The following is an 18,054-nucleotide window of genomic DNA, read 5'->3' on the forward strand; positions in this document are numbered from 1 at the left end:
AGCTAAAAGTCATTGAGGATATTGAATATCGACCGGGCGCATGCGCAGGATGCAGCCTATGAAACACATCCTCTCTTCTCTGGCCGCCTTGGCCTTGGTAACGCTGAGCACCGCGGCTTCTGCCGCCGACTGCTACGCGGATTACAAAGCCAAACAGGACGATCCTCTGCGCCTGCACTATGGCATTATGAAAGTGTCAGCGTGCGACAAGGGACAAGCGACAAAGGAAGTTTCCAAACGGCTTAAATCTTCGGGTTGGACCTTGCTAAACGTGATGTCTGTTTTTGGTACGGAAGGTTTGGATCAAAGGAAGGAAAATGCCGGAAAATACTATCTCCGTTACTGATGCGCGCAGGTCAGGTGTGAGACTGGTCGGGGTAGGTATCGCCGCGATCGTTTTGATCCTGATCACTGCGGCAGCCTTCTTATTTTGGACGCTACCTGACGCCAATGCCTTTAACGCACGGGTTGAACGACTGTTTGTAGAAAGCGACCTGACTGCGCAGGCCGAAATCCGCCTATTGGAGATACTTGCGCAGTCCGGTACGGCATTTGCGGACACTCTGTCCAGTTATCGGATGGTGATTTTTGTTCTGTTGGTCTTTGCCAGCGCCATGCTGATTACTGCATTGGTGTTCCTTGTTATGCTGGTTCTGTTGAACCGTCGCATGGCGCATATAGAACGCACCGGTATTCAGGTGACATCGTTGTTAATTAGCCGCGAGGAAAACACGGTTTACCTGAACAACATGGATTTTCGCCTTACCCCCGCGGCGATGGAAACGCTCTCGGTTTTGGCGGAGTCTCGTATGGACGACGAAGTACTTTCTGGCGCACAAATCGAAGCCGTTATTTCAGGCCGGGACGCTGCAGATTGTGACGAAGCCGCTGGAGCCACACGAATAAAACGCCTGCGCGATGCGTTGGGAAACCAAATGGTCAGCGAGTTGCTGGTGAAGAACATCGCAAAGAGGGGCTATATGCTGTCGATCGAAAAAGATGTGATCCAGATGATCTGAGCTTGCCCGAAACGGTAAATTCCACGTCACGCCCCTTGGAATTGGTCCTGAAAGAACCCATCCTAATAATGCCCTAGCAGTGGAGGCTGATGATGAACGTCCATGCCACGCCAAGGACTAAAGGCTACGGGATTTCCGTTGAAACTCTGCCAGATCGTATTGCGATCTATCGCGGAGACGTGTTGCTGGCGGAAAGCAGCAATGCCAAAGTAATGTACGAAACTAGATTACCACCCGCGATCTATGTCCCGCGCTCAGACCTTTGTGTTGAACTAAGTGCTGAAACCGATTTACAGACTTTTTGCCCGTTCAAAGGCACTGCCACCTATCACGATATCAACTTATCGGGGGAACGGCTTACTAACTCGATTTGGGCTTACGAGGACGCCCTGCCAGAGAGCGCAGCCATACAGGGCCATATTGGGTTCCTGCCAAGTGCCTACACACACATTGATTTGGGCGACAATACCCTGCGCGATCCGGAAGATGGAAACATTAGCGGTCCATTGATCGATTGGTTAATGCGCGGTGCGTCCGACATAAAAACAGCGGAAGAGTTCACCAAAGCTTTATCGGAAAAAATGTTGGAACATGGCATCGCTCTCCAACGACTTAGCGTCTTGGTTTGGTCGTTGCACCCATTGATCGCCGGCAAACACCATATTTGGGAAAAGGATACGGCAGAGATTTCGACCAATGTCCCAACATACGAAATTCATGACCATCCTGCGTTTATTAACAGCCCGTTGCGGCATGTCTCGAATGGTTTGGGTGGAGTACGACAACGTCTTAATGTCGAGCATCCCAACAACAGCTTTCCAATCATGGAAGACTTACGCGCCAAGGGCGGTACTGATTACGTAGCGATGCCGCTGCCATTCTCGGATGGACGCATCAATGTACTTACACTGACCAGCGACCATCCCAAGGGTTTTACCACTGAAAATCTGGGGCTAGTGTTTGAATGCTCAGCTGTTATTGCTCGGTTCTACGAAGTGTTTATGCAGCGCGAAAACGCAAAGGTTCTGCTGGAAACATATGTCGGCAAGCGGACGGGAACGCGTGTTTTGGGTGGAGAGATTCGCCGCGGCGACGGTGACGACATCGACGCGGCTATTATGTTTTGTGACTTGCGAAACTCGACCATTCTTGAGGAAAAACTTGGGCGGGGCGCCTACATCAACCTATTGAATGAATTCTTCGAGACAGTATCTGGCATAGTGCACCAAAACGACGGTGAAGTTCTGAAGTTCATCGGTGATGCTGTTTTGGCTGTTTTCCCGGCCAGTGACAATCCGGCCACCGCCCGCGAGAACGCGCAACGCAGCGCCGTTGAAATCGTTGAAAAGCTAGCTGAAAACCGCCAATCAGTTATGTCCGGTGACTGCGATTGCTCAATCGGCATTGCTTATGGCCGCGTAACATATGGTAATGTCGGATCCCGCGAACGCCTGGACTTCACTGTTATAGGTCAGGCCGCCAATATCGCTGCCAGATTGGGCGAATTCAGCAAGTCCACGGGGCATAAGATTGTCGTTTCAAACGATATCGAGCCGGTCTGCAATCAAGCGATCCCGCTAGGGCAAATCAAGCTTCACAATGTATCGCAACCAGTAACTGCTTATGCATTGCAGGCCGGAAAGGGTTCTGTCGCGCTCAGCTAATTATCAGAGGTTTTGTTTCGCGAAATCAAACATGCGAGGGCACGAAAGCTAGTTTTCAACCACCCAATAGAATGAGGGCCGTTTGCGCAGGTGAAATAGTCGCCTGAATCTGCGCAATCTGATTTCGCGCCATATATGTGTCGGTCAATTTGGCGACTGCTTCGGGATCAGAGAATTGCGACATTTCGTCGGAACCTGTGACCCGTGAAAGCCTATCCTGGAAAATGGCCACTTGGCGGTCGAGATCAAGTTGCGCAATGGACGACGACAGTCCCAATGCTGTTTCCATCATAGATCGCAATGGGGGCATTCCCATCAGATCATACCACTTCCGCCTTTCGCTGCCCTCTTTGTTGGCAATTTCTGGCAACTCGTGCTGTGCATAAAGCGCGATGCGCATCGAGTCATCAGATTCACCCACCGCCGCTTCGAACCGGGCGACAACGTTATCCTCTGCAACCTTCTCCATATTGGTAATCAGGCCGGTTTTGCGCACCTCCCCGGGGCCAAATCCAAACGCCTCGGAAAAGGCACGATAACGGGAATCCGCAAGGCGGTTCGCCAAGGCATCATTCGCTTTGGTACCATCCGAAAGGATCTTTTGAACAAAAAAGCGATTGTTCAAATCCGCCTCCAGACCAAAGGCGCCCAGCGCCACCTGCAGCAACCTTCGATCTGAAACCAGTTCCTCAGCGGTTTGAACTTTGCTGATGTTTTCCAGAAAATAAGCCTTTTCACGCGCATTTACGTTCGAGGCCTCGAAACTTTGAATTTGCGTGTCATAGGTACGTTGCAGAAAACGCCAGCCGGCAACGCCACCAAGTGGAACAACCGGTTGATAAGTCATTGGCTGTACGCCATCAGCCGTTCTTCGCGTGGCAGCAGAGAGCGTAGCGACTTCAGGCATCTGTAATATTGTTCGGCGACCAACGCCTCGGTTGCCTCAGTCAGAACACGCCTGCTGTCCGTATCTGTGAAAATCTGGCTCAGTTCCTCGACACGACGCAAAAGCTGTTGCCGGGCACGATCAGGTTCCGTATCCCCGGACAAAACCAATTGCGCGGCATAGCATACACGGCGTACCGGTGTGTTGGCCTCGTCGGGATGGATTGCGTCGCGCAGCCTAAGGACGTTGGCATCAGGTGTCATAATTGAAAACCTTGAACGACGATCCCCGTTCTCGATCACTACACCGTTGATCAGCACCCTTTCTTTAGGTGCCAGTTTCAGAACCAGTCCACTCATCAAGTGCCCCCCATCTGACGTAAGCCTCTTAATACGGCCATGTTAATTTCCAGTAACGGCTCGACGACTGCATTGCCGTTAAGAACTTTGCTGCTGTGTTGGTCGGTGAATTCGGCCAGATAAAAGATTTTGGCGCGCAGTTCATTTGGCAGCGCGTTGTCTTTGTCTGCAACGCCATTGGCCAGAAGGTTCCAAAGGCGTCTGTTTTCATGCAGTGCCCGGACAAATTCACCAAAATCGGTTGCCTTGCGGGCCGCAGCGGCCTTGAGCCTGCGCGTGATCTGGGAAATCGCTTCGAATTCTGTGTCCCGGGGCGTCCGCGTTGGGGCCGCCGTCTGACTGTATGCCCTTTGGGCACTTAATTGCGGTGTCACGTGAAATCCTTCCAATCGTCCGCTAATTCGTCATCAGAGCCGGGGCGCGATGGTCGCGCCCCGGTTTGGTGCCGTTATTAACGGAATAGCGACAGGATGGACTGCGGCGCCTGGTTCGCAATCGACAGCGACTGTGTCGCCAACTGCTGCTGAACCTGCAACGCCTGCAACCGGGCCGAGGTTTCTTCCATATCGGCGTCGACCAATGCGCCGATACCGGATTTGAACGAGTCGGTCAGCTTTGAAATGAACTCTTTCTGAGTCTCAAGGCGGCCTTCCACGGAACCAAATCCAGCTGCAGCGTCAGCCGCAGCATTCATAAGCCCGTGGATTACGTTTTGTGCGTTGGCCGGACCGTTGTTGCTCGTCACATCGATTGCGGCCAAAGCGCCCAAGTTACCAGAACCTGCATTCCCATACTGACCCGTAACGTTAAGATCGGTGCTACCAGCGTTGGTAAGAACGATTTGTCCTGGGGCTGCAACGTCGTAGTTTACAGTTAAGTCCGGAACATTCAAATTTTCGATCGCCCCCTTGAGGCCGATCGCCACAACATCCTTCGTTGAGGTCGCGGCAATATCTTCGGCAGACAATGTGTAGCTTACTGTCAGTTCGCCTATTGAAACGCTAAGGGTATCTCCGGTTTGCAAAGCCGTGTCATCGATTGTGATAGTTCCAGTGCCGGCGGTATTGTTCAAAGCAAAACCGAAGGTATCACCAACAGTGGATACCCCACTTGTTGTGTCCGCAAATACGTCTTGCGCAGTATAACCCCCGGTTCCCATGTTCGCTGCGCTAACAGTAATAAATTGCGCAGCCACATTACCACTGCTGTCCCGGTCCAGAGAAGACAGAATTTGCGTGTTGCCATCGTTGTCGAGCAAATTTAGCCCATTGAACTGCGCCGCGCTGACAACATCGGTAATCTGAACCTTCAGTGCGTCGATATCCCTTTGGATTGTTGCTCGATCGACGTTTTCATTCTGCGCAGACTGGATATGTTCATTCATATCGGTTAACAGGTCATAGACCGTTTCCGCAGCGTTGCGCGCAACGGAGACCGTCGCCTCACCCAGTGCCAGACTGTCTTTGACTGCTCCAAATCCCCTGACATCCGATTCCATCACTTTCGAGATTGCCCAGACCGCAGCGTTATCCTTGGCATTTGCGACAGTTTTACCTGTTGAGATTGCGTTTTGTGTTTCAGTCAAGCTCTTGTTGACCGATTTAAGGGTTTGCAGCGCAACCATTGCGCCGTTGTTCGTCAGAATGCTGGACATTTTGTCATCCTTTTTTGATCGGGCGCGTTTGACGCCCATGTTAGTCCCGCCACTTAAGCAGGCATTCTGTCGTTCTGACTTTTGCGACTTGCCTTTCAGCCGACGCGCCACCTGTTGTTTCAGGTGCAGGACCACCTTGACCTTTGATCCCCTAACGGAGTGCTAAGATGGCCTGCCCTAAAATCTAGGATTTGAATCAAACCGTGGGCTATGCGCGTTTTTCCAGCTTGACCTCACCACGCATCGGATAACCGCTGCGTTGTCCTGTGGCATCATAAGTCGTGAACTCTTGCCTAACGCGGCGCAGTTCGGACATCCGGTCAGCCACCGCGCGAATCCCTTCGGCCGCGCTGTTCAACAAAGCCTGATTCCGTTCCAGTTTTTTCTGAACAGCAATCAATTCGTCGCTGTCCTGCACTTGCAGTTCATTGATATCGTCAATCAACTTTTCTTTTTCGGGGCTCATTTTGCCCAATCGGTCAAGGTCACCTTCGACCAACGCGGCGCGTTCCAGATCCAACATGTCTTCTAAAGACTTGATAAGGTCATTCGGCATCTGTTTTCTCCATCATTGATTTTACAAGGATTTCAGAGAGGCCAACGCCGCCAGCCTGCGCCAGTTGTCGCGCCTGATGTTGTGTCAGAAAAGATGCGAACTGATCCTCGCCCGCTCCGCCACCAAAGGAATCACTGGTTTTGCCCAATCCGGCGGATTTCAGCATTTCGGCCAGAAAAGTGGCCTCCAGCTCGACCGCGGCGGCCTGAATGCGTGAGGCTTTCGCAGGGACCTGCCCATCAGAGCCAATTGGAAGAATATTCATCGGGTTCTCCGAAATTTGTTTCTAACTTTCTCAAGCAGACCTGAAAGCGGTTAAAAAAAATGTAACCTCCTTGGGGGCAGATATCCGGCATACAAACGGAGCCCGGAGCAAAATGCCCAACCCGCTGATGAACATTATGGCCTCAATCCCGGCTGGCACTTCTGCTGGCGCACCCCAGGCTGACCAACCGGAAGGACAGGAAGGTTCCGATTTCCTCGAGATATTGAACCTGTTCGCCCCGGTGGACCAAGCCACCCAAGACGAAACTGAGATTTCGGCATCGACGGCTGAAGAAATCGAAGCCGAAAACGTCGAAGCGGAGCTGCCCGATCTGGATGGCGAGGTGCCGATGGTCGGAGCGCCGTTGGCCATCGACGCAGAACCGATTCGTCCAACAGCCTCGGCCGAAACGCAGGAGCCTTCGGCAGAATCTGGCACCAAGGTACCAACGCACAGTGCCGTCGCAATCGAACAAGTGACGTCTAAGACGACTGAACTGTTTGAGAATAATCCAGAGACGGAAGCCATTGCTTCGGGCGGTAGAGCCAACGATCCTCAGTTCAGACGTATTAATCGGTCTGCCGAATTGCCTGTTCAGAACAACAGCGCACCGAATGTCCATCGAATCAACACCATTGAGATTGCGCACAAGGCCGCCATTTTGCGCGAGACGGGTGAAATCCCAAAACAGGACAAATTTCCGACGGACATTCCGGAAAAGCTCGATCAGGCGCCGATGAATTCGAACCCTCAAGCCCGCGCGGTCAATTACGTGGCTCCATTCTCAGCCCCTGCTGTTAACACCACGCCTTTGATATTTACGCCTACGCAGGACCCGACAACAGAGTTGGGCGAGTCGATGTTCGACAGTGACCTCGGCACTGTTTCCACGGTTCGAGACGGGCCAAGTTCTTCGGTTATCCGCGACAGCTCGACCCTAGCTGCGACCGTATTTACGCGTCCTGAAACGGCGCGGGCCGTCGCGGGACAGATAGCCGCTGTCGTGACAACAAAACCCGGCTCTGGAAACGTCGAAATCGCCCTCAATCCCGAAGAGCTGGGACGTGTCTCGATATCCATGGGCGGTCGGGAGGACGGCTTTTATCTGATGATCTCGGCAGAAAGGCCGGAAACGCTGGACTTGATGCGACGGCATATTGGCGTTCTGTCGGCCGAGTTTCAGAAACTGGGATTGGGTGACCTTTCCTTTGACCTCAGCATGGCCTGGGGCTCTCACCAAGATGCAAATGATTCACCTCAGCAGGCTCTTTTTGATGACACCGATTCAGAAGACTTGGCCGAACCCGCACCGCGACCCACACCAGCAGGCCTTGAACGCGGCCTTGATCTAAGGCTTTGATCCATGACTACATCAGTAAATTTCCCGTCTCAATCCACACCGGCTGTAGAAAACAACTCCAAGCCGCGCGCATCGATACTGACCTCTGATTTCGAGACTTTCATAAAGATGTTGACCACTCAGGCGCGCTATCAGGACCCATTAAAACCATTGGATTCCGCAGAATATGCGTCGCAGTTGGCCCAGTTTTCTATGGTCGAACAACAGGTGCAAGCTAACGAGCTGTTATCCGGGCTTGCTGTCGCCCTAAGTGGAAGCCAGTTGGATAAGATGTCCAACTGGGTCGGCACTGAAGTACATGCAGCAACCGCCTTTCGATACGATGGTGAACCAGTCGCAATTGAAACGCACGCAGAACCACATGCTGACAGGGCGGAACTGGTTTTCCGTGACGCTGACGGCGTTGTGGTCGCTCGCGTTCCTGTACCCGTAGAAGATGTCGAGTATGCTTGGGCAGGCGAAGACAGTGAAGGTGAGGAGTTGCCCCAAGGTGTCTATTCGGCAACGTTGGAAAGCTACAAGGGTCGCGACAAAATCTCGAACAATCCGGCAGCGGTTTACAGTAGGGTAGTGGAAGCACAAATGCATGATGGCGAGGTCGCTTTAAAACTGGATAGCGGTGCGATTGTTTTAGCGGACTCGATCACGAGCATTCGCAAGGGCGCTTGATCTGGCGGTCTGGGCGGTCCATTGCTTGGGTATCCGCGACTCGCCCAATGACCTGGTACCAACCTGACTGATCCACTTTTCCCCCCGGCCAACTTGGTGGCGCAATTGGAGGCACAAGGGCTTGTCTCATCGCTGGTACGATTCGAAACACTTTTCGGCGGACGCACTAATCGGGTTTGGAAAGTTTTGGGCGGTGACAATGATGCGGTTCTGAAACTGTACCGCGCCCCTTTTGACAATCCACTTTTCCGGAACGACGCAGAATCTGAGGCAAAAACTTTACAGGCACTCAAGTGTACTGGGTTTGTCCCCAAAATAAGGGCGACAGGAGCATTCGAGAGTTCCAATTGGGTGCTCTACGACCATGCACCGGGTACACCTTGGCAAGAAGGTGTTCAGAAAGTTGCTCAACTTCTACGTACACTACACGAATCCAGGATTAAATTAGATGCGCCTGCAGGGTGTAACGGTACTGGTGATCTTGAAGCGCACGCTTTGCGTATCTTGGCGAAATGTCGAACGAACTCCAAAAGCCGCATGGACCGTTACAAACCCAAAACTTATATTGCCCCGACCCGTGATACTCGCTTGATTCACGGCGATCCGGTTCCGGGCAATATTCTGGTATCTTCATCAGGATTGACTCTAATCGATTGGCAATGCCCGGCCTGGGGCGACCCTTGCGAGGATTTGGCAATTTTTTTATCACCTGCCATGCAATACATCTACCGTGGCGCACCACTAACCACGGCAGAAACAGACATGTTCCTAACTGCTTACGGACAGCCAAAAATTGCCGAGCGCTACAACGCACTGCGTGCTTGGTTTGCTTGGCGCATGGCGGCCTATTGCCTTTGGCGAATTGAAAACGGAGCTTTGGATTACTCGGCTGGATTCGATCTGGAAATAGCGACACTCTAAACTTTCAGAGATCAGCCAACGCCATCAACGCGTAGGCTGGCGGCATCAAAGCGCGGCGCCAACGACCCAGTGGAAACCGCCGAGGAGGGGTGGAAATCGGCAGGGGAATTTCCGCTGGTTGCTGCATAGCTAATCGGGCGAGTGCCTGACCGCAATACGACCCCATCGCAACGCCGTTGCCGTGGTAAGCAAACCCCGCAAAGCATCCGGGTTGATCAGGAACGGCGCCCACAAATGGTAACAAGTCCCGGGCAAGACATACGAACCCCGACCAGATATTCGTGACTTCTACCTGCGACCAAGCAGGAAACATAACATGAAAATCCCGGAGCACCTTTTTGCGAATTTTCGCCTCGGCCTTTGGGGAGGATATCAGCCCGCCTCGCATACCAAAGAGAAATCGTTTGTCTGGCATCAGGCGAAAGTAGTGCAGAAGGTGCCGTGTGTCATAGCATATCTGGTTCGAAGACCAGCCCTGTGCCTGTAATTCAACGTCCGTCAGAGGACGCGTTACGAGAACCGTTGATTGCGCAGGCATGTATCGGCCCGCCATCCAAAGTGGAAAGTCTTCACTGGAATAACCGTTTGTGCAAAACAAAACCTTCTCCGCACGCACGCTGCCCAATGGTGTGGAAAGTTGATACCCGACGGCAGTCTTTCGAACGTCCAACGCAGCACTGCGTTGAAATAGTTCCGCACCCTGATCACGCGCCGCCGCCGCCAAACCAAAAAGGTACTTTCTGGGGTTCAGCCCAAACCCGACCGGAGTGGTATACCCCCCAAAAAAAGTGCCACCCAGCCCTAGCGCCGGCAAATCGTCTGCTTCATGCAATACACCGCCTGCTTCACCTTTCTGCCGCAGCTTTTTCATTGCCTTCGCAGAATGGGCAAGCACCGTTTCACCTTTGGAATGGGTGTCGGCTTCAATCCGATACCGCGCCAGCAACTCGGCAACCAGGTCGACTGCATCGACTTCCGCCTGCTCATATGCCTGCGCCGCAACCTCTCCGTACCGTTTTACCAAAGTCTCGGGCTTCAGCTTGGACCCCCCCAGACAACAAAACCCTCCATTTCGACCGGAGGCGCCCCAACCGGGTTTCTCGGCCTCAAGCACAACAACGGATCTGCCTTCTTCGGCCAGATGCAAGGCTGCGGACAGACCTGTGAATCCGCCGCCGATGACTGCGACTTCAGCGTCTGATTCGCCACTTTGGATGGGCCAATCCGGTGCTTGAGTCGTCTCATCCCACCAACAGTTTTGTCTTGGTCCAGGACCATAGCTATAGTTTGGGAAGATGCGCTTCATTCCACACGCGCGGCAGCCAATTCATCCTGCCGTTGCCGCATCATCGCACGTTTCGTCACAAGTGAAGCTGTAATTACCCCAATAGTGACAACGGCAATCATAAGCGTTGAAAGCGCGTTGATCTCGGGGCTTACACCGAGGCGTACTGCCGAGAATATTTTAATTGGAAGCGTCGTTGCTGACGGGCCCGAAGTGAATGAAGCGATCACCAAATCGTCCAGCGAAAGCGTAAAGGCAAGCAACCATCCCGATATCACCGCTGGCGCTATGATTGGAAGCGTAACCAGCCGAAAAGCCTGAGCGGGTGAACACCCCAGATCCAAAGCTGCCTCTTCCAACGAGCGATCGAATGTAACCAATCGCGAAGATACGACCACGGAAACAAAACACATCGAAAACGTCGTATGTGCTAGTACAATGGTCAAGATACCCCGATCCAAACCAATGCCGATAAAAAGCAGCAAAAGCGAAAGGCCAGTTATCACTTCGGGCATCACCAATGGCGCGTAGATCATTCCTGAAAACAAGGTGCGACCAAAAAATCGACCCCCGCGCACCAGGACGTATGCTGCGGCTGTGCCAAGGGCTGTCGCCAAGGTCGAGGAAAATACCGCGACTCGCAAAGTGACCCAAGCGGCATCCAAAAAAGCCTCGTTCTGAGCCAGTTCCCCGTACCATTTAGTCGAGAACCCAGCCCAAACCGTCACCAACTTACTTTCGTTGAAGCTGAAGATAATCAGGATGATCATCGGAATGTATAAGAAAGCAAACCCCAGCGTCAGGGATACAGTATTGAACCAGCTTAACTTGGTCATTGTTCTGCCTCCGTCTGCTTTTGCTGGTTTCGCTGGAACAACACGATCGGAATAACCAGAATTAGCAGAAGGACGACTGCTACAGCACTGGCTACTGGCCAGTCTCGATTCGAGAAGAACTCCTCCCATAAAACTTTGCCTATCATCAGCGTGCCGGACCCACCCAACAGCGACGGGATAACAAATTCACCAATGACTGGGATCATCACCAAAAAGCATCCTGCAATAATTCCGGGTCGCGAAAGCGGCACGGTGATAAGCCAGAACGCCTGTATGCGAGAGCACCCCAAATCTTCGGCAGCCTCGATCAACGACCCATCCAACCTTTCGAGCGCCGAGTAAATTGGTAGGATCATAAATGGAAGATAGGTGTAGACGATCCCGATATATACCGCGGTATTGGTGTTCAAAATGGTCAATGGGGTCGAGATGATACCGGTCCAAAGCAGCAACTGGTTCAGGTAGCCTTCGTTGCTGAGAATACCCATCCACGCATAAACCCGGATCAGAAATGACGTCCAAAAAGGTAGAATCACCAGCATCATCAATGTCGGCCGCCATTCTTGCGGCGCCCGGGCCATTCCATACGCAATCGGATAGCCGACCAACAGCGTGAAAAACGTTGAAATCAGCGCAATCTTGACGCTTGATAAGTAGGCTTTCCAGTAAAGATCATCCTCGGTCAACCAGACGAAGTTTTCAAAATCCAACTGGCTGAAAAACTCTTTGATCCCTGCCCATCCTTGGCTCAGGTCAAGCGTAGGAGTGTAAGGAGGAATGGCAAGTTCGGTGTCCGACAAAGAAATCTTTAATACGATGAAGAAGGGCACCAAGAACAGTGCCAGCAACCATACATAAGGTACTGCTATCAGAAAAGCGCGCCGCATCAGCTGGCCAACAGGACCGCGGCAGTGGCTGTCCAAGACAACCAAACCGGGTCTTCCCAAGAAAATGAGCGCCGCGAAATTCGACGTGTGTTGGCCGTCTGCGCCTTAATTATCGTGCCATTCGGCAACTGGACGTGATAGGTGGATAGGTTCCCTAAATAGGCAATGTCATGCACCTTACCCTGAATCGCGTTAACTGCTTCTGCGGGGCGTTCCGCCGAGATCGTCACCTTTTCTGGCCGGATCGCCAGATGACAAGTTTGCCCATTACTGAACGACGTAGCCGAGGTTGCAGTAATCGGCGCCTGCCCTTCAGCCCAATCGATTTGGTAGGCGTCATCCCCGTTCGCGGTGGCGCGTCCCGGTATAATGTTTACGTCACCAATAAAGTCAGCCACATAAACCGAAGCTGGTGTTTCGTATATTCGATCCGGTGTGGCCACCTGCATCAACTTGCCTTGATCCATTACAGCCACACGACTGGCAACAGTCATGGCTTCTTCCTGATCGTGGGTAACGATCACAAAAGTGGTGCCGGTTTTTTCTTGAATATCCATCAATTCAAACTGCGTATCCTGGCGCAGTTTTTTGTCCAACGCGCCCAGAGGCTCGTCCAGCAGTAGCAATTTAGGGGCTTTGGCTAGGGACCTCGCCAACGCCACCCGCTGACGTTGGCCACCGGAAATTTGATGCGGCTTCCGTCTTGCAAACTGTTCCAATCGGGTCAGCCGCAACATCTCTTCGACACGATCTTCCAAATCGTGCTTGGGCACGTTGTTCCTGCGCAAACCAAAGGCGATGTTGTCCCAAACGCTGAGATGCGGAAACAACGCGTAAGACTGGAACATCATGTTGACAGCACGCTTGTTGGGCGGGATCGGATCAATGTCCTGCCCGCCCAACAAGATGTGCCCATCTGTTGGGGTTTCGAAACCGGCCAACATCCGCATCATTGTGGTTTTGCCACAGCCCGACGGGCCCAACAAAGCAAAGAATTCTTTTTCAAAAATATCCAGAGACAGATTGTCGATAGCCGTAAACTCACCAAACCTTTTGGTGACATTCTGGAATTGGATCAAAGGTTTCGCCTGTGGATCATCCCACGGCGCAAAGACGCTAGAGTTCAAAACGGCCCCCGTTCGTCGGTCTGGAGAAAGGGCAAGGCGCGCATAACGCCTTGCCTGGAAAATCGGATCAGGTGCCCGATTTTATCTTGGTCCAAAGACGCGTAACAACGCGCTGGGTTTTTGCTGGATAGGGCGTCGTGATATACAAGTTCTGCATTGTACTATCATCCGGATAAATCGCCGGATCGCCAATTACGTCCTCTTCCAGAAATTCTTGAGAGGCTTCGTTGCCGTTTGCATAGTACACATAGTTAGAAGCCGTCGCCATGTTGTTGGCGTCCAGAATAAAGTTCAGGAACTTGTGTGCGCCTTCGGGATTCGGTGCATCAGCAGGGATCGCCATCTGGTCGAACCACATCAATGACCCTTCGGCAAAAGGATGGTATTCGATCTCGACCCCGTTTTCAGCTTCGGCAGCACGGTCGCGTGCTTGCAGAATGTCACCTGACCAACCTACAGCAATACAGATATCGCCGTTTGCGAGCGCGTTGATGTATTCTGAGCTGTGAAACTTTTGAATATGAGGACGCACACTAACCAGAATCTCTTCTGTCTTGCCAATCACGTCAGTGTCGTGGCTGTCAGGATCTTCGCCGATGTATTGCAAAACCATCGGAATTATCTCCGAAGGCGCATCAAGGAAATGCACGCCGCAAGACGCGAGCTTCTCCATATTCTCGGGCTTCAGCACTAAGTCCATGCTGTTCAGGGCAACGTCATCACCCAGCACTTCCTTCACCTTTCCGACGTTCACACCAATGCCAGTGGTGCCCCACATGTAGTTGATCGAATAAGCGTTATTTGGGTCGTACCCGGCCGTACGTTCTTGAATGACATCCCAAAGGTTGCCTGCATTAGACAACTGTGACATGTCCAGTTCCTGAAATGCTCCGGCCTGGATCTGACGTTGCAAAAACGTGCCCGACGGAACCACAACGTCGTAGCCCGAACCGCCTGCCAGCATTTTGGTTTCCAGAACCTCGTTACTGTCAAAAACGTCATAGATCAGGGTCAATCCTGTTTCTTCTTCAAACTTGCTTAGCAAGCTTTCATCGATGTAATCCGACCAATTGTAGACCCGCACTTCTTCAGCGAAAGCCGCCGAAGTCCCCAGTGCCATGATCGCTGTCATCGTCAGCGCTTTTAGTTTCATTGTCTTCTCCCTGTAGATGTACGGGTATTTTCCCGTTTTTTAGGATTTGATCAAGTTTTGCGTTTTTCCGAGATCGAGCTTATGGTTTCATGGGGCTTCACTGTTGACAAGTCACAGGGGCCTGAACCGGGATGAACCAATTGGATTTGATCAAAAATAAGGCAACCGCAGCTCAGATGAATAATGAGAAACAACCCGCGCACGAGCAGGTATACCAAACCCTCAAGGCACAGATTCTGTTTGGCGATCTTGTTCCAGGTCAGCCCGTTACAATTCAGGGCCTGAGTGATTCGCTGGGCGTCGGCATGACACCGGTCCGCGAAGCCATCCGCAGGTTAATCTCGGACGGCGCGTTGGTGTTTCAAGGCAACCGCAGAGTCAGCGTTCCGCTGCTGTCGGACGTTCATGTGCAAGAGTTGATATTTGCAAGAAAGGCCATAGAATCAGAGCTTTCCAAGCGAGCTATCGCAAATCTCAACGAGGCGAACATCGATCGGTTGGAGCAGTTGGACAAGCAATTGGATCGCACCATTTCGGAAGGGGACGTGGGCGGCTACCTGCGTTTGAACCACGCCTTTCATGAAACCCTTTACTCCTTTGCCGACGCGCCGATCTTGTCCGATCTGGCTGAGCGTTTGTGGCTGAGATTCGGGCCGTCTTTACGCGTCGTCTGCGGCCGATTCGGCACCCAAAGTTTGCCGGACAGGCACAAGGATATCATCTCGGCACTTCGTAACCGGGACTCAGAAAAGGCCGCGTTGGCCACGGCGCAAGACGTCGAACAAGGCATGGATTTGATATCTGGCGCTCTGGCGACCCGCACTTAGAATGCGATTCGATTGACAGCAATTAATTTGATCATATTCTAGCCCCGAACGCTCTTGCAGGAGATTCTTTGATGTCGACCATTACCAATCACATGCCGACCGCCGAACTACAGGCCCTGGATTCGGCGCATCACATACACCCGTTCTCGGCTAATAACTCGCTGGGGAAAGAAGGCGCGCGCGTCATCACCAGGGCAAAAGGCATCTACCTGACTGACAGCGACGGTGAGGAAATCCTCGATGCAATGGCCGGGCTGTGGTGTGTCAATATCGGCTACGGCCGGGACGAATTGGCCGAAGCAGCTGCACGGCAGATGCGGGAACTTCCCTACTACAACACGTTTTTTAAAACGACTCACGTGCCCGCAATAGCGCTGGCCGCGAAGTTAGCGGAGTTGGCACCCGGTGATTTGAACCATGTGTTTTTTGCTGCGGGCGGGTCCGAAGCGAACGACACCAACATTCGATTGGTCCGTACCTACTGGGCTGAAAAAGGTCAGCCGGAAAAGAACATCATCATTAGCCGCAAGAATGCCTATCACGGATCATCCGTTGGGTCGGCGTCTTTGGGCGGTATGGCTGGAATGCATGCTCAGGGCGGCATCCCGATTCCCAACATCCACCACATCAATCAACCAAACTGGTGGGCAGAAGGCGGCGACTCGCAACCCGAAGAGTTCGGTCTGGCGCGCGCTCGTGAACTGGAAGAGGCCATACTGGAACTGGGCGAAGACCGCGTTGCCGCGTTTATCGCGGAACCCGTACAAGGCGCCGGTGGCGTTATTGTTGCCCCTGATTCTTACTGGCCAGAAATCCAACGCATTTGCGACAAGTATGACATCCTTCTGATTGCGGATGAGGTTATTTGCGGATTTGGCCGGACAGGAAATTGGTTTGGTTCCCAGACAGTTGGAATTAGGCCCGATATCATGACGATCGCCAAAGGCCTGAGTTCGGGATACGCCCCAATCGGTGGTTCGATCGTCAGTGACGAGATTGCAGAAGTGATCGGCGGAACGGAATTCAATCACGGCTACACTTATTCCGGCCACCCGGTCGCGGCTGCGGTCGCTTTGGAAAATCTGCGTATCCTAGAAGAAGAAAAAATCGTGGATCACGTACGGGATGTCGCCGCCCCTTATCTGAAGAAAAAGTGGGAAGCATTGGCAGATCATCCGCTGGTAGGAGAGGCTAAGATCGTCGGCATGATGGCGTCAATTGCGCTTACCCCCGACAAAGCGAGCCGCGCCAAGTTCGCGTCCGATCCCGGCACTGTAGGCTATGTCTGCCGCGATCGGTGTTTCGCGAATAACCTGATAATGCGCCATGTAGGTGACCGTATGATCATCTCACCACCATTGATCCTTACAACCGATGACATCGATGAGATGTTCGTACGCATCCATAAGTCTTTGGATGAGGCGCAGGCCGACATCATCGAAAAAGGACTTATGAAGGCAGCTTCGTAAGGGTTAAAATTTACTTTTCTGGTCACGCAGGGCGGTTGTCTGGGACCGCCCTTCCGTGATCTCAACAGCGGTAATTGTGGCCCTTTCAATTACGTTCACTTCTGACTTCCCGGAGCAAGAAATGCTCAGGAACGCAACCAAGGAGGCCTTTTACCAATCCTTTCGAGCAAGAAATCCATGAAAACCCGGACCTTGGCCGACAACACATTGGACTGAGGATAGATCAGCCACAGAACTGTTTCCTCGGCGATCTTGTAGTCTGGCAGCACTCGAACAAGCACACCCGACGAAAGCTCGTTGTGTACACTCCAAAGTGAGTTTGCTGAAATGCCCGCCCCAGCCAAAGTCGCCAGTTTATGGCTACGACCATCATCCAAAATCAATCGACATTTCGCTCGCCGGGGCGCAAACAGATGCTTGCCACCATTCCGGTCAATTAGCCTGAGTTCGTTGGTGTTGCCGAACGCAATAAACTGATGGTTGTTTAAATCGTCCGGGGCCTCAGGTCTTCCATGCCTTTCAAGGTATTCTGGCGAAGCACATAGTACACGTGTATCGTCAGCTAGTTTACGGCCACGAAAACTGGAATCCTCTAGAACAGCGTTACGAAGAGCAAGATCGAAGCTGCCTTCGATTAGGTTGAACTGCTGGTCCGAAAGCCTCAGGTCAAGCGTCAAATCAGGTTGCTCTGCCATGAATACCGGCAAGATTGGCGCAATGTAAAGTTGCGCAAAAGTACTTGGTGCCGTGAACCTAAGCGTGCCCGAAACGCGGGCGGTTCCTTGACCCAAAGCGGCACGCGCAGCGTTTTCCCGGGCAATAATTTCCTGAGCATATGGCAAGAACTCTGCGCCTTCTGTGGATAGCGCCACTTTACGAGTCGTTCGGTGCATCAAATCGGCACCGATACTTTTCTCTAATTTCGCCATCCAAGCGCTTGCGACAGAAGGCGCGAGGCCAAGTTCTCGGCCAGCGGCGCTAATATTCAGCCTTTCTGCTGCAAGCACAAAAAGGCGTAGGGTATCCGTGTCCATATTATATCCAAAATCCGAATTCTGATGTCAATATCGACCCGTTTATTTCGAAAAATCAATCCTGCAAATATGAACAGAACGAG

At 52.4% G+C, this 18,054-nt stretch carries 20 protein-coding genes; 8 read left to right on the top strand and 12 right to left on the bottom strand.

The features are described 5' to 3' along the window. The first annotated feature begins 58 nt into the window (after positions 1 to 58). The 3 genes from GOV45_RS15105 (at position 59) to GOV45_RS15115 (ending at position 2,683) form a co-directional block, all read left to right on the top strand. Positions 59 to 346: a hypothetical protein gene (locus GOV45_RS15105; RefSeq protein WP_170479285.1), complete on the top strand. Its 288-nt coding sequence runs from the start codon at positions 59 to 61 to the stop codon at positions 344 to 346. Further along, the gene (locus tag GOV45_RS15110; RefSeq protein ID WP_170479287.1) at positions 318 to 1,019 is read left to right on the top strand and encodes a winged helix-turn-helix domain-containing protein; all 702 of its coding nucleotides are present in this window, start codon (positions 318 to 320) and stop codon (positions 1,017 to 1,019) included. Before GOV45_RS15105 ends, GOV45_RS15110 begins: the two co-directional genes overlap by 29 nt. Before the next feature lie 92 nt (positions 1,020 to 1,111). After that, positions 1,112 to 2,683 carry a DUF427 domain-containing protein gene (locus tag GOV45_RS15115; protein ID WP_170479289.1) on the top strand — a complete coding sequence of 524 codons (1,572 nt, stop codon included), beginning with the start codon at positions 1,112 to 1,114 and terminating at the stop codon, positions 2,681 to 2,683. Between the two features lie 55 nt (positions 2,684 to 2,738). On the opposite strand, the gene GOV45_RS15120 is transcribed toward GOV45_RS15115, so the two are convergent. The 6 genes from GOV45_RS15120 to GOV45_RS15145 form a co-directional block, all read right to left on the bottom strand. After that, a complete protein-coding gene (locus tag GOV45_RS15120; protein WP_170479291.1) occupies positions 2,739 to 3,530 on the bottom strand; it encodes a DUF1217 domain-containing protein in 792 nt (263 codons plus the stop codon). Further along, positions 3,527 to 3,928, bottom strand: a complete 402-nt coding sequence (gene flbT, locus GOV45_RS15125; RefSeq protein ID WP_170479293.1) for a flagellar biosynthesis repressor FlbT — start codon at positions 3,926 to 3,928, stop codon at positions 3,527 to 3,529. The genes GOV45_RS15120 and flbT overlap by 4 nt, the downstream gene beginning before the upstream one ends. After that, positions 3,928 to 4,302, bottom strand: coding sequence for a flagellar biosynthesis regulator FlaF (gene flaF, locus GOV45_RS15130; protein WP_170479295.1), 375 nt, complete (start codon positions 4,300 to 4,302; stop codon positions 3,928 to 3,930). Before flaF ends, flbT begins: the two co-directional genes overlap by 1 nt. A gap of 77 nt (positions 4,303 to 4,379) precedes the next feature. After that, positions 4,380 to 5,582 carry a flagellin gene (locus GOV45_RS15135; RefSeq protein ID WP_170479297.1) on the bottom strand — a complete coding sequence of 401 codons (1,203 nt, stop codon included), beginning with the start codon at positions 5,580 to 5,582 and terminating at the stop codon, positions 4,380 to 4,382. Positions 5,583 to 5,790: 208 nt separating this feature from the next. Beyond that, positions 5,791 to 6,138 carry a flagellar biosynthesis protein FlgN gene (locus GOV45_RS15140; protein ID WP_170479298.1) on the bottom strand — a complete coding sequence of 116 codons (348 nt, stop codon included), beginning with the start codon at positions 6,136 to 6,138 and terminating at the stop codon, positions 5,791 to 5,793. Beyond that, the gene (locus GOV45_RS15145; RefSeq protein WP_170479300.1) at positions 6,128 to 6,403 is read right to left on the bottom strand and encodes a rod-binding protein; all 276 of its coding nucleotides are present in this window, start codon (positions 6,401 to 6,403) and stop codon (positions 6,128 to 6,130) included. The genes GOV45_RS15140 and GOV45_RS15145 overlap by 11 nt, the downstream gene beginning before the upstream one ends. A 112-nt stretch (positions 6,404 to 6,515) precedes the next feature. Between GOV45_RS15145 and GOV45_RS15150 the strand changes: the two genes are divergently transcribed. The 3 genes from GOV45_RS15150 to GOV45_RS15160 all read left to right on the top strand — a co-directional run bounded on the left by GOV45_RS15150 (position 6,516) and on the right by GOV45_RS15160 (position 9,353). Further along, on the top strand, positions 6,516 to 7,763 hold the full coding sequence (locus GOV45_RS15150; protein WP_170479302.1) for a flagellar hook-length control protein FliK: 1,248 nt from the start codon (positions 6,516 to 6,518) through the stop codon (positions 7,761 to 7,763). A 3-nt stretch (positions 7,764 to 7,766) separates the two neighbouring features. Then, complete coding sequence (locus GOV45_RS15155; protein ID WP_170479304.1) at positions 7,767 to 8,432, top strand: flagellar hook capping FlgD N-terminal domain-containing protein; 666 nt, start codon at positions 7,767 to 7,769, stop codon at positions 8,430 to 8,432. A gap of 96 nt (positions 8,433 to 8,528) precedes the next feature. Beyond that, complete coding sequence (locus tag GOV45_RS15160; protein WP_367648685.1) at positions 8,529 to 9,353, top strand: phosphotransferase family protein; 825 nt, start codon at positions 8,529 to 8,531, stop codon at positions 9,351 to 9,353. A gap of 4 nt (positions 9,354 to 9,357) precedes the next feature. Here the strand turns inward: GOV45_RS15160 and GOV45_RS15165 are convergent, their stop codons facing one another. The 5 genes from GOV45_RS15165 to GOV45_RS15185 all read right to left on the bottom strand — a co-directional run bounded on the left by GOV45_RS15165 (position 9,358) and on the right by GOV45_RS15185 (position 14,641). Then, positions 9,358 to 10,659 carry an NAD(P)/FAD-dependent oxidoreductase gene (locus tag GOV45_RS15165; protein ID WP_170479306.1) on the bottom strand — a complete coding sequence of 434 codons (1,302 nt, stop codon included), beginning with the start codon at positions 10,657 to 10,659 and terminating at the stop codon, positions 9,358 to 9,360. Beyond that, on the bottom strand, positions 10,656 to 11,474 hold the full coding sequence (locus GOV45_RS15170; protein ID WP_170479307.1) for an ABC transporter permease: 819 nt from the start codon (positions 11,472 to 11,474) through the stop codon (positions 10,656 to 10,658). The genes GOV45_RS15165 and GOV45_RS15170 overlap by 4 nt, the downstream gene beginning before the upstream one ends. After that, the gene (locus GOV45_RS15175; protein ID WP_170479309.1) at positions 11,471 to 12,361 is read right to left on the bottom strand and encodes an ABC transporter permease subunit; all 891 of its coding nucleotides are present in this window, start codon (positions 12,359 to 12,361) and stop codon (positions 11,471 to 11,473) included. Before GOV45_RS15175 ends, GOV45_RS15170 begins: the two co-directional genes overlap by 4 nt. Next, on the bottom strand, positions 12,361 to 13,488 hold the full coding sequence (locus GOV45_RS15180; RefSeq protein ID WP_170479311.1) for an ABC transporter ATP-binding protein: 1,128 nt from the start codon (positions 13,486 to 13,488) through the stop codon (positions 12,361 to 12,363). Before GOV45_RS15180 ends, GOV45_RS15175 begins: the two co-directional genes overlap by 1 nt. A 67-nt stretch (positions 13,489 to 13,555) precedes the next feature. Beyond that, on the bottom strand, positions 13,556 to 14,641 hold the full coding sequence (locus tag GOV45_RS15185) for a polyamine ABC transporter substrate-binding protein (RefSeq protein ID WP_170479313.1): 1,086 nt from the start codon (positions 14,639 to 14,641) through the stop codon (positions 13,556 to 13,558). 176 nt (positions 14,642 to 14,817) lie between these two features. On the opposite strand from GOV45_RS15185, the gene GOV45_RS15190 reads away from it, so the two are divergent. Both GOV45_RS15190 and GOV45_RS15195 read left to right on the top strand, forming a co-directional pair. Beyond that, entirely contained in the window at positions 14,818 to 15,468 is a 651-nt protein-coding gene (locus tag GOV45_RS15190; protein WP_254448017.1) for a GntR family transcriptional regulator, read from the top strand. A gap of 71 nt (positions 15,469 to 15,539) precedes the next feature. After that, the gene (locus tag GOV45_RS15195) at positions 15,540 to 16,937 is read left to right on the top strand and encodes an aspartate aminotransferase family protein (protein ID WP_170479316.1); all 1,398 of its coding nucleotides are present in this window, start codon (positions 15,540 to 15,542) and stop codon (positions 16,935 to 16,937) included. Positions 16,938 to 17,062: 125 nt separating this feature from the next. On the opposite strand, the gene GOV45_RS15200 is transcribed toward GOV45_RS15195, so the two are convergent. Next, a complete protein-coding gene (locus GOV45_RS15200) occupies positions 17,063 to 17,971 on the bottom strand; it encodes a LysR family transcriptional regulator (protein ID WP_170479318.1) in 909 nt (302 codons plus the stop codon). Between the last annotated feature and the right edge of the window lie 83 nt (positions 17,972 to 18,054).

The sequence above is a fragment of the Ruegeria arenilitoris genome (genome assembly GCF_013035425.1).
Taxonomy (GTDB): domain Bacteria; phylum Pseudomonadota; class Alphaproteobacteria; order Rhodobacterales; family Rhodobacteraceae; genus Ruegeria; species Ruegeria arenilitoris_A.

Bases quoted from the DNA above. Each gene is read 5' to 3' on its own strand.
- GOV45_RS15105 (WP_170479285.1), top strand. From the start codon at position 59: ATGAAACACATCCTCTCTTCTCTGGCCGCCTTGGCCTTGGTAACGCTG.
- GOV45_RS15110 (WP_170479287.1), top strand. From the start codon at position 318: ATGCCGGAAAATACTATCTCCGTTACTGATGCGCGCAGGTCAGGTGTG.
- GOV45_RS15115 (WP_170479289.1), top strand. From the start codon at position 1,112: ATGAACGTCCATGCCACGCCAAGGACTAAAGGCTACGGGATTTCCGTT.
- GOV45_RS15120 (WP_170479291.1), bottom strand. From the start codon at position 3,530: ATGACTTATCAACCGGTTGTTCCACTTGGTGGCGTTGCCGGCTGGCGT.
- flbT (WP_170479293.1), bottom strand. From the start codon at position 3,928: ATGAGTGGACTGGTTCTGAAACTGGCACCTAAAGAAAGGGTGCTGATC.
- GOV45_RS15135 (WP_170479297.1), bottom strand. From the start codon at position 5,582: ATGTCCAGCATTCTGACGAACAACGGCGCAATGGTTGCGCTGCAAACC.
- GOV45_RS15140 (WP_170479298.1), bottom strand. From the start codon at position 6,138: ATGCCGAATGACCTTATCAAGTCTTTAGAAGACATGTTGGATCTGGAA.
- GOV45_RS15145 (WP_170479300.1), bottom strand. From the start codon at position 6,403: ATGAATATTCTTCCAATTGGCTCTGATGGGCAGGTCCCTGCGAAAGCC.
- GOV45_RS15150 (WP_170479302.1), top strand. From the start codon at position 6,516: ATGCCCAACCCGCTGATGAACATTATGGCCTCAATCCCGGCTGGCACT.
- GOV45_RS15155 (WP_170479304.1), top strand. From the start codon at position 7,767: ATGACTACATCAGTAAATTTCCCGTCTCAATCCACACCGGCTGTAGAA.
- GOV45_RS15165 (WP_170479306.1), bottom strand. From the start codon at position 10,659: ATGAAGCGCATCTTCCCAAACTATAGCTATGGTCCTGGACCAAGACAA.
- GOV45_RS15170 (WP_170479307.1), bottom strand. From the start codon at position 11,474: ATGACCAAGTTAAGCTGGTTCAATACTGTATCCCTGACGCTGGGGTTT.
- GOV45_RS15175 (WP_170479309.1), bottom strand. From the start codon at position 12,361: ATGCGGCGCGCTTTTCTGATAGCAGTACCTTATGTATGGTTGCTGGCA.
- GOV45_RS15185 (WP_170479313.1), bottom strand. From the start codon at position 14,641: ATGAAACTAAAAGCGCTGACGATGACAGCGATCATGGCACTGGGGACT.
- GOV45_RS15190 (WP_254448017.1), top strand. From the start codon at position 14,818: ATGAATAATGAGAAACAACCCGCGCACGAGCAGGTATACCAAACCCTC.
- GOV45_RS15195 (WP_170479316.1), top strand. From the start codon at position 15,540: ATGTCGACCATTACCAATCACATGCCGACCGCCGAACTACAGGCCCTG.
- GOV45_RS15200 (WP_170479318.1), bottom strand. From the start codon at position 17,971: ATGGACACGGATACCCTACGCCTTTTTGTGCTTGCAGCAGAAAGGCTG.